At 47.1% G+C, this 10,049-nt stretch carries 8 protein-coding genes and 1 pseudogene; 4 read left to right on the top strand and 5 right to left on the bottom strand.

Going from position 1 to position 10,049, the window contains the following annotated elements:
* Positions 1-141 precede the first annotated feature (141 nt).
* The 3 genes and pseudogenes from O9332_RS13945 to O9332_RS13935 all read right to left on the bottom strand — a co-directional run.
* Positions 142-495, bottom strand: a pseudogene (locus O9332_RS13945) (IS607 family transposase); the annotation flags it as partial.
* 87 nt (positions 496-582) lie between these two features.
* Entirely contained in the window at positions 583-1,020 is a 438-nt protein-coding gene (gene ruvX, locus O9332_RS13940) for a Holliday junction resolvase RuvX (RefSeq protein WP_287739299.1), read from the bottom strand.
* Positions 1,020-2,261, bottom strand: coding sequence for a GNAT family N-acetyltransferase (locus O9332_RS13935; protein ID WP_288026059.1), 1,242 nt, complete (start codon positions 2,259-2,261; stop codon positions 1,020-1,022). The genes ruvX and O9332_RS13935 overlap by 1 nt, the downstream gene beginning before the upstream one ends.
* Before the next feature lie 212 nt (positions 2,262-2,473).
* Here O9332_RS13935 and O9332_RS13930 point away from each other — a divergent pair, with 212 nt between their 5' ends.
* Both O9332_RS13930 and O9332_RS13925 read left to right on the top strand, forming a co-directional pair.
* A complete protein-coding gene (locus O9332_RS13930) occupies positions 2,474-2,980 on the top strand; it encodes a hypothetical protein (RefSeq protein WP_002741066.1) in 507 nt (168 codons plus the stop codon).
* An 8-nt stretch (positions 2,981-2,988) separates the two neighbouring features.
* Complete coding sequence (locus O9332_RS13925; protein ID WP_002763339.1) at positions 2,989-3,396, top strand: MAPEG family protein; 408 nt, start codon at positions 2,989-2,991, stop codon at positions 3,394-3,396.
* 90 nt (positions 3,397-3,486) lie between these two features.
* Here the strand turns inward: O9332_RS13925 and O9332_RS13920 are convergent, their stop codons facing one another.
* Positions 3,487-4,527, bottom strand: a complete 1,041-nt coding sequence (locus O9332_RS13920; RefSeq protein WP_002763338.1) for an adenosine deaminase — start codon at positions 4,525-4,527, stop codon at positions 3,487-3,489.
* Between the two features lie 507 nt (positions 4,528-5,034).
* Here O9332_RS13920 and carB point away from each other — a divergent pair.
* Together carB and O9332_RS13910 are read left to right on the top strand one after the other, a co-directional pair.
* Positions 5,035-8,280, top strand: coding sequence for a carbamoyl-phosphate synthase large subunit (gene carB, locus O9332_RS13915; protein WP_288026056.1), 3,246 nt, complete (start codon positions 5,035-5,037; stop codon positions 8,278-8,280).
* Positions 8,281-8,508: 228 nt separating this feature from the next.
* The gene (locus O9332_RS13910) at positions 8,509-9,909 is read left to right on the top strand and encodes a TldD/PmbA family protein (protein WP_288026061.1); all 1,401 of its coding nucleotides are present in this window, start codon (positions 8,509-8,511) and stop codon (positions 9,907-9,909) included.
* Positions 9,910-9,935: 26 nt separating this feature from the next.
* Here O9332_RS13910 and O9332_RS13905 read toward each other — a convergent pair.
* On the bottom strand, positions 9,936-10,049 hold a 114-nt coding region (locus tag O9332_RS13905; protein WP_130758671.1), incomplete at its 5' end, for a transposase.

Raw genomic sequence — 10,049 nt, 5'->3', positions numbered from 1 at the left:
AAATCCTTATCTGGCAAGAGATTTAATTGATTAGTTCGCTCTAGATAGAAAACAATTGGCCAAAATCGAAGCAATGCCTTTCTCTATAAGGGTTCCATCCCTTATAACCCCCGTCCATTGCATAACACAAACCGAAGAGCCTACTTTACTATCAACAATCAACCGAATTAATCGCTTTAATCCTTTTTTGTTGTAGTTAAGTCCTGAACCTAAGTCGTCTATAATTTCAACTTGCCAACCGTTTTGAGCGCAAAACAGTTCGACAACTTCTTTTTGACGTTCTAAATCTTTCTTTTGGTCATGACTAGAAACACAACAATAGCCAACAGTATAGGAAAGATTCTCTTTTACTCCAAGCAACTGAGAAATTGTATAACGACGATGCCCATTAGCAGTCCGTTCTGGAATTAGTTTACCTTCAGACTCCCAACGCCTTAACGTCGATACGCTTACACCTTTCAATTTAGCGGCTTCCGATATGGTTAACTTACTCATAAAGCTATTATAGCATAAGTCATGAGTAATTTTGGATAGTATTAGTTAGGTTTTTGGTTTCTGTGATTAACCCTTGCCGTCAACTCCTCAAACAACAGTATTAACTCGCCGTCGGCGATCGAGCCATTGTTGTAAAATAATCGCCGCCGCTTCCCGATCGATCGCTCCCTTATCCCAAGAGGAAAACTGTTTTTTGGCTTTTAAGAATTCTTCCGCCTCTAGGGACGTGCAACGCTCATCAATGTATTCGAGGGGCAAATCTAAGGCGATCGCTAGTTTCTGGGCGTATTTTTGCACCTGTTGGGCCTGAAATCCTAGTTCTCCGGCCATGGTATAGGGCAGTCCCGCCACCAAAATCTTAATATTTCTTTCCTTGACAATCGCCTCAAACTGTGGTATCTCGGCAACAAAGGAAGAACGGATAATCGTGGTTAAACCGGTGGCGATTAAACCAGTGCCGTCACATCCTGCCACTCCTACCCGTTTTTTGCCGATATCTAAGCCGAGGGCGGCGACTCTTTCCATCACACTGGATGCCCCTGATCGGGGGGTTCCGAGGGCGGTTTGACCGGGGGAAGTTCCCCCGGACTGTCGAGGGGGTCCAGGGGGGGATTATTGGGCCATTTTAACCAAGACATCCGACTAGGGATAGGAGTTCGCGGCACCGGTTGTAAACCCTGCAGCATTTCTGCCAGGGCGGAATTTTCTGGCTTAGTTTCGCGGATTTTGTGCCATACCGAGCGCGACATCATCAGGGTGTGGGAACTGCGGATCGCTCCCAATTGTTCCAGATATTCCCGTCTTTCGTGCTGATAATCGGCAGATATCAACTCTAGCGAGCGAGGGGGATACTTGCGAGTGATCTGGGCCATCTGGATTAATAACTTAGGATAGAGCCAAGTGTAGGCGGGATGGACAATTAATTTCGCTTGATGGGGTCGCTCATCCCGATTAGATAGAATTAATTCAAAATAACCGATCGCAGCTTTTCGTTGCGGTTCAAAAACGTAACCGCGACTAATTTGCGGACTGCCGCACCAACTTTGACAGCGATAGAGCAAACTATCAACTAAACTGATTTTAAAATCCTGGATATGGCGATCAAATACCTGACGCAGTAGCGGCGGCATAGACACACAATCTAACTGATAGAGCAATTGAGCGTCAGCATTGCTCACGGGCAGTAAATTCGGTAAATCTGGCTCTTGTTTCGCCAATTCCTGTAATAATTGCGGCGGTAAAGACCAATAGGTTAATTCCGCCAAAGGCTGAAAACCGTGTTGCCGGAAAAGTGCCAAACTGTCCTTTTGATTGATATTAACCTCTAACACCCAGGTGCGCGCTTCCCAAACCGTTTCTAGACAATAACGCAGTAATTGCGCCCCGATGCCCTTGGGTTCGCTTAAAGACTCCCCTGGATGCACCCGCACCTGTTCCACCCGCCAAGTGCTGCGACTACTATTAAAAGGGGTGACTTGGATTGCCCCGCGAATTTTCCCTTCTTCTCCCCGATTGGCCATGGACTCAGCCACATAGACATGAAAACGGTGTTGGAGAGGATTGGGAAAAAAACTGAGAATTTTAAATAACCCAAACCAAGGCCGCACCTGCTGCACCTGGGTGCGGAAATTTTGGGCGCGACGATCAATATCCTCATCGAAGTCATCCAGGGTTAAAGCTTCAATGTCTTCCAAATCCCGATATTGTACGGGACGGATCTGGCGATCGCTAAAATCGTCCCCTTGGGGAACAGGAGAAGTGGTCATGGCTCTGGGGTAAATATCGTCTATGCACCTATCTTACCGTAGAATCTAGAGGCACTTCCCCACCAATAACAATTTTTGAGGGATCATAGGGGACCACCACCGAAAGAACACCTCGATCGGTAGCTGGGGTTTTTTGGGCCAAATTTCCGATTATGACAATTCGATGCTACAATAACGGACGGTTAATCAGTCCGAATTTGCAGTAAAAGTCTTTGAGTCAATCTGTAGATACCACTAACACCCTAGACACTCTAGCTCAAGAACTAGCCGCCATTCAGCAGACCGGTTCTAAGCGCGTCGCTTTATTGGGTTCCCGTCACGTTCCCATCACGCACCAGCAATTGATCGAAATGATGGCCTATGCCCTCGTGCTGGCGGGCAATCGGATTATGACCTCCGGGGCGACGGGAACCAATTCCGCCGTCATTAAGGGGGCAATGCGGGCAGATCCTAATCTGTTAACCGTGATCTTACCCCAAAGTCTCGATCGCCAGCCCCTGGAATCCCAAGAACAACTCCAGCAGGTTATCCATCTGGTGGAATGTCCCGAAAATGACCATCTATCCCTAGGGGAAGCCAGCAGCCTCTGTAATCGCGAGATTATCAATCGTTGTCAACAGTTAATCTGTTTTGCTTTCCACGACAGTCAGACCCTTTTGCAAACCTGCGCGGAAGCGGAAGATCAACGCAAGCTAGTTACCCTATTTTATTTTGACTAAATTCAGCGATGAATCTCTCCGTCAGTGCCATTCTTCTCTATTCGATAGTGGCTGCCGCTATCTCTGTCTATCTACCTTTTCTGCTGGTGGCTTACGCTAGAGCTAAGGTGGGTTACGATACCTCCGCTCCCCGGGCCATGTTCGACCAACTCCCAGACTACGCTAAACGAGCAACTTGGGCCCATCAAAATGGTTTTGAAACCTTTATGATCTATAGTGCTGCCGCTCTCATGGCCTACGTTACAGGAGTATCCTCATCCCTGGCCGCTGTCTGTGCGATCGCTTTCGTGATCCTCCGGCTTCTATTTTCCCTTTTTTATATCACTAATGTCCCGATCGCTCGTTCCCTGATGTTCGGTCTCGGCTCTCTCTGTACCTATACTCTCTTTGGGTTGAGTTTAATCAAGATTCAGTAGAATTCCCCAAACCAGATGCAGGAGAGTCGGAAAACGCTATAGTTCGGGAGCGGTAAAGAAGTTGCTTAACCCGAACTAAAGTTAATTCTGTTACTGATAAACCGGTAATTTGGGATTATCCACTGATAACAAACCAGTTAAAAGTGAGGCGGGTTTTTGACTGTAGGGCCAGGCAAAAGCATGACGAAAAGCCGCATCTTGACAAGCTTGTAATTGTCGGAAATCGATCACGTCCAGGGTGAGTAAATTTTCGTACTCGAAGGGCAGCCGGACATTGTGTAAACCGGCATTATCGGTACAGATAGCAATATCAACCCCCGCTTCAAAACAGCGATCAAAGACTATCTTTAATTGCGATAAACTTTCGAGGGTGCCAGTTTTTAAATAGGTGGTGGGACAGACTTCTAAACATTGATGACGACGGGCAACTTCCGGCAGCAATTCCGGATATTGTAGGGGAATTTGAATACCGTGACCAATTCTTTGCAGATAGGGCAGTAATTGGGGATAACAACCGTCCTTTGTTTCGTAAAGATGGCCGGTGGTGTTTAAACCCTCTTCCCTGGCATAACTGTATAAACCAGCAAATTCCTCTAGTCGAGTTTGGTAGTAGGAATCACCCCCGGCAATATCGATCGCACAGACGTATTCTTTCATCTCTAGGGCCAGATCAACGATCGCTTTGTTGACTTGGGAGGGAAGTCGCGAGTGCATACAGAGAATTTGACTGGTAATAATCGGATATTCGCTCATTTTCGAGGCTTGACCGACGATCTCGACAATCGAGCGCATTTGCTCGATTCGCTCTGTTTGGTTCAAATGTTCGTCGGTGCGATAGTAGGGAGTATAGCGCAATTCTAAATAGGCAAGATTCTCGAAGATGTAAGCGCCGCGAATCAGACGATAAATAAAATAGGGCAAAGTTTGGGCGGTTTGAACACTTTCGACTAGGGTATGTAATTCCAAATACTCATCTAAACTATTGCGTTCACGGGTGTAAAATTCCTCAAAAGCGGGGTATTCCTGGAATTTGGCCGCTAAATCCCGCTCATGTCTGTGAAAGTAGCGCCAGAGAATTCTCGGTACTACCGATCCCCCTAAATGCCGATGCAAATCCGCGTATAAAGCCACAACTCCGCTGCTCCTTAGTCTCTCAAATGTTCCTTAAATATAACGAAGTTTTACAATTGTTTGACAATCGTTCCCAAATAGTATCAGTACCTAGGGTTTGCTGAAAAAGTTTTTCGTGGGGGCAGGGTGTGGGGTGTAGGGTGTGGGGTGTAGGGTTTTACCGATTTTCATCTGGTCAATTACCTAATTTTCAGGGAAAAAGTACCTGAATTTTCCCCCCGCTCACTCCCTAAGCTGGTACTTTTGGATTGACAAAAAGTCTAAAAGTCTTATCCAGCAAGGTTTTTAGATTTATTCAGCCAGCCCTACCTATCCAGTGATCGGTTGGGTGTTGGGGAGCGGGGAGATAGTGAACAGTCGCTAGTGCAAGGCTCAGATCTGATCACCGATCACTGATTCAAGGCTGACAGCTAGAATAAGGTCATTAAACCTAAATAAAGCTTTAGGGAATAGAGGGGTGACAACATATACAATGATTGGGGTTTATCCTCAAGCAAACCTAAGCCTATGCCACGCCGTGATGACTTACAGAAAATCCTAATCTTGGGCGCTGGCCCAATTGTCATCGGACAAGCCTGTGAATTCGACTATTCGGGAACTCAAGCCTGTAAAGCCCTGCGAGAAGAAGGTTATGAGGTAATTTTAGTCAATTCTAACCCCGCCTCGATCATGACCGATCCAGAAATGGCCGATCGCACCTACATTGAACCAATTCTGCCGGAAATTGTCGAGAAAATTATCGCCAAAGAACGTCCTGATGCGATTCTACCGACTATGGGCGGTCAAACTGCCCTCAATACTGCCGTAGCTTTGGCCAAAAGCGGCGTTTTAGAAAAATATAACGTGGAACTGATCGGGGCAAAACTTCCCGCTATTGAAAAAGCCGAAGATAGGGAACTATTCAAAAAAGCAATGGAGAAAATCGGTGTTCCCGTCTGTCCTTCGGGGATTGCCAACAATTTAGAAGAAGCAAAAGCGATCGCCCATCAGATCGGTTCCTATCCTCTCATTATCCGGCCGGCCTTCACTTTAGGAGGAACGGGGGGCGGTATTGCCTATAACCAAGAAGAATTTGAACCGATGGCCCAGTATGGTCTAGATTGTTCGCCTACATCGCAAATTCTCGTCGAAAAATCCCTAATTGGCTGGAAAGAATACGAATTAGAGGTCATGCGCGATCTAGCCGATAACGTGGTGATCATCTGTTCGATCGAAAACTTTGACGCTATGGGGGTCCATACCGGCGACTCGATTACGGTTGCGCCCGCCCAAACCCTAACCGATAAAGAATACCAACGCCTCCGGGACTATTCTAAGGCAATTATTCGGGAAATTGGCGTAGAAACTGGCGGATCGAACATCCAATTCTCCGTTAATCCCACTAACGGCGACGTAATCGTGATCGAGATGAATCCCCGGGTATCCCGTTCTTCGGCCCTAGCATCGAAAGCCACGGGATTCCCGATCGCTAAATTTGCCGCTAAACTAGCAGTAGGCTACACTTTAGACGAAATTCCCAACGATATCACCAAAAAAACCCCGGCTTCCTTTGAACCGACTATCGATTACGTCGTCACCAAAATTCCTCGCTTTGCCTTCGAGAAATTCCCCGGCTCCCAACCGATTCTAACTACCCAGATGAAATCCGTCGGGGAAGCCATGGCTATCGGTCGAACTTTCCAAGAATCCTTTCAAAAAGCACTTCGCTCCCTAGAAACGGGACGTTTTGGCTTTGGTTGCGATAAAGTCGAAACTCTCCCCCCCCTCTCGGAAGTCCGGGCTGGTTTGCGGACACCTAACCCCGAACGAGTTTATAGTATCTATCATGCTTTTAAATTGGGCATGAATGGGGAGGAAATCCACGAACTAACCGGGATTGATCCCTGGTTCCTCGATAAATTGGCCGATTTGATGGAAACCGAGAAGTTTCTCAAACGAACTCCCCTGAAAAGTCTCGGCAAAGAGGACTTATTCGCTATTAAACAACAGGGTTTTAGCGATCGCCAAATCGCCTTCGCCACCAACACCAGCGAGGACGAAGTAAGAAGTTATCGCAAGGGTTTGGGTATTATTCCCGTTTATAAAATGGTGGACACCTGCGCGGCGGAATTTGAGGCCCTAACACCCTACTATTATTCCACCTACGAACGGGTAGAATCGGAAGTCTTACCCTCCGATAAACGCAAAGTGATGATCCTTGGTGGTGGTCCCAATCGCATCGGTCAGGGGATAGAATTTGACTACTGTTGTTGTCATGCCGCTTTTTCCCTCAGTAACGCCGGTTTTGAGACGATTATGGTTAACTCTAATCCAGAAACTGTCTCCACCGATTACGATACCAGCGATCGCCTTTACTTTGAACCCCTGACTAAAGAGGATGTCTTAAATATCATCGAAGCGGAACAACCAGAGGGTTTAATTATTCAATTCGGTGGGCAAACTCCCTTAAAACTGGCGATTCCCCTGCAAAAATATTTAGAATCGCCTAATTGTCCCGTAAATACCAAAATTTGGGGAACTTCACCCGATTCGATCGATGCCGCCGAAGATCGGGAACGTTTTGAACAAATCCTCCGAGAATTAGATATCCGACAACCCCTCAACGGTATTGCCCGCAATTTCCAAGAATCCCAAGCAGTGGCTAAACGCATCGGTTATCCTGTGGTAGTACGTCCGTCCTACGTTTTAGGCGGTCGGGCGATGGAAATCGTCTATTCCGATAGCGAATTGGAACGCTATATGAAGTATGCGGTACAGATAGAACCGGATCACCCGATTTTAATCGATAAATTCCTCGAAAATGCCATCGAAGTGGATGTGGATGCCCTGTCAGATGCGACGGGAACAGTAGTTATCGGGGGATTAATGGAACATATCGAACAAGCGGGCGTACATTCGGGCGATTCTGCCTGTTCTATCCCCCATACGTCCCTGAGTGCCTCGGTTTTAACCACAATTCGACAATGGACGGTGGAACTAGCGAAAGCTTTAAAAGTAATCGGTTTGATGAATATCCAGTATGCGGTGCAGGGGGAGACAGTTTATATCTTAGAAGCGAATCCCCGCGCTAGTCGTACTGTTCCCTACGTTTCCAAAGCAACGGGAGTTCCTCTGGCAAAAGTTGCCTCCCTCGTCATGTCGGGCAAAACCCTAGCAGAATTGGGTATCATCAGCGAAGCAATTCCCCGTCATATTGCCGTGAAAGAAGCGGTTTTACCCTTCCAGAAGTTCCCCGGTGCTGATACTCTCCTAGGACCAGAAATGCGTTCTACAGGGGAAGTAATGGGGATTGACAGCGATTTTGGCAAAGCTTTCGCTAAAGCAGAAATGGCCGCCGGCGTGATTTTAGCCACCAGTGGGACGGTTTTCGTCTCGATGAATGATCGCGATAAAACCCCCATGGTTCCCGTGGTTAAGGATCTGCAATCCCTCGGTTTTCGCGTCGTCGCCACTTCCGGAACTCGTAAAGTTTTGTTAGAAAACGGTTGCGAAAATATCGATTTAGTGCTAAAGATTCACGAAGGCCGTCCCGACGTTGTCGATTGGATCAAAAATGACTGGATTCAGTTTATTGTCAATACTCCCAGTGGTGAAGAATCCCAAAACGATGGCCGAAAAATTCGCCGTACTGCCCTCGATTATAAGTTACCAATTATCACCACTATCGCCGGGGCAAAAGCGACAGTAGCGGCCTTAAAATCCCTGCAATCCCAACCTTTAGAGGTGAAAGCTTTACAGGATTATCTCGCCTAATTTCAGTTATCAGTTATCAGTTATCAGTTATCAGTTATCAGTTAGAAAGGGGATATAGGGGTTTAGGGAAATTTCAGCCAAATGCCCCACTACCCCACTACCCCATCTCCCCATCTCCCCACTACCCCATCTCCCCATCTCCCCATCTCCCCATCTCCCCACACCCCACACCCCATCACCCCATCTCCCCATCACACCCCACACCCTTCTCCCCAATTCCTAATTCCCATGACCGATACTCTAAACGATTATAAAAACCTGATTAGTGAACTGATTAACCGTTATAAAAACCGCGTCGATTTCCTGACAATTCGTCTGGAAGAAGCGCGGGGGACGAATATTCTACTACGTTCCGAACGAGTGGAAACCCTCAGCGAAGGTATTGCTATCGGTGGTCAGGTACGCGCCTGTTATAAAGGAGGTTGGGGATTTGCCAGCTTTAATCAATTATCCAGTTTACAGGAACGATTAGAAGATGCGATCGCTGCTGCCCGTTTAATTGGGGAAGAAGAAACCCTGATTGCTCCAGTAGAACCTGTAATTATCTCCTGTGAATTGCCTTTAACGGGAACGGACCCCCGTTTAGTACCATTAGCCGATAAAAAAGCCCTCTGCGATCGCTATAATAACTTACTGCGTCAACATCATGCCAGTATTGCCACCACTTCCGTCCGTTACAGCGATAGCAGTCAACATATTCTTTTAGGCACTTCTGACGGGACTTTAATCGAACAAAAATGGTCAGACTTAGAAATGCGTTTTTCGGCCACCGCTAGAGATGGGGACAGTGTACAAACGGGCCGGGAAACCACCGGATCCCGAAAAGCTTTCGAGGATCTGATCAATTTAGAAGAACAGGTGCAAGGGTCTGCTAAACGGGCCGTACAAGCCCTAGTTTTGCCCCCTGTCAAGGGCGATACTTACACCGTCGTCATCGATCCCATTTTAACCGGTCTGTTCGTCCATGAGGCTTTTGGCCACCTTTCCGAGGCAGATATGTTATACGAAAATCCCGACCTTTTGGAAGTGATGAGTATGGGCAAACGTTTTGGACCAGATAACCTGCAAATCTTTGACGGGGCCTATCCGGAAGGTCATCGGGGCAGTTATTTTTATGACGATGAGGGAACCCCCGCAACCACGACTCAGTTAATTAAAGATGGGGTTTTGGTGGGAAGACTGCATTCGCGGGAAACGGCGGGCAAATTAGGCGAAAAACCGACAGGTAACGCTCGTTGTCTCAATTATCATTATCCGCCCATTGTCCGCATGACCAACACTTGGATTGAACGGGGAACCACTCCCGTTAAAGAGTTATTTTCGGGGATAAAAACGGGAGTTTATGCCCAAAATTGGCAGGGAGGCATGACTAACGGCGAAATGTTCACTTTTAGCGCCGGGGAAGCTTGGATGATTCGCGATGGAGAAATTGCTGAACCCGTTAAAGATGTGACTCTCTCCGGTAATGTCTTTAAAACCCTAGCCAATATTGAGGCAATTGCTGATGATTTCTACTGGGACGAGTCAGGAGGCTGCGGAAAAGGGGGTCAAAGTGGTTTACCCGTCGGCTGCGGTGGCCCCAGTCTCCGTATCCGCGATGTGGTGGTGGGGGGAGAAGCAGATATTTAGGGCTCTTCGTTACCCTTTATGCTAAATCAACATACAAGATGCCAAGATAACATACTTCTAACCCAAAAATTCCGAAAGTTTCTAAAGCCATAGCCTCTCCGTTTTATTAGTTTAAGTTTATTGTTGATTCCCTCCACCAC

It is taken from the genome of Microcystis sp. LE19-10.1B (assembly GCF_027530565.1).
GTDB lineage: Bacteria > Cyanobacteriota > Cyanobacteriia > Cyanobacteriales > Microcystaceae > Microcystis > Microcystis aeruginosa.
Note: the sequence above shows the minus strand (reverse complement) of the source record. Positions and strands in the feature narration are given on the sequence as shown.

Coding starts and splice junctions, on each gene's coding strand:
- ruvX (WP_287739299.1), bottom strand. CDS start 1,020: ATGGAAAGAGTCGCCGCCCTCGGCTTAGATATCGGCAAAAAACGGGTA.
- O9332_RS13925 (WP_002763339.1), top strand. CDS start 2,989: ATGAATCTCTCCGTCAGTGCCATTCTTCTCTATTCGATAGTGGCTGCC.
- carB (WP_288026056.1), top strand. CDS start 5,035: ATGCCACGCCGTGATGACTTACAGAAAATCCTAATCTTGGGCGCTGGC.
- O9332_RS13935 (WP_288026059.1), bottom strand. CDS start 2,261: ATGACCACTTCTCCTGTTCCCCAAGGGGACGATTTTAGCGATCGCCAG.
- O9332_RS13910 (WP_288026061.1), top strand. CDS start 8,509: ATGACCGATACTCTAAACGATTATAAAAACCTGATTAGTGAACTGATT.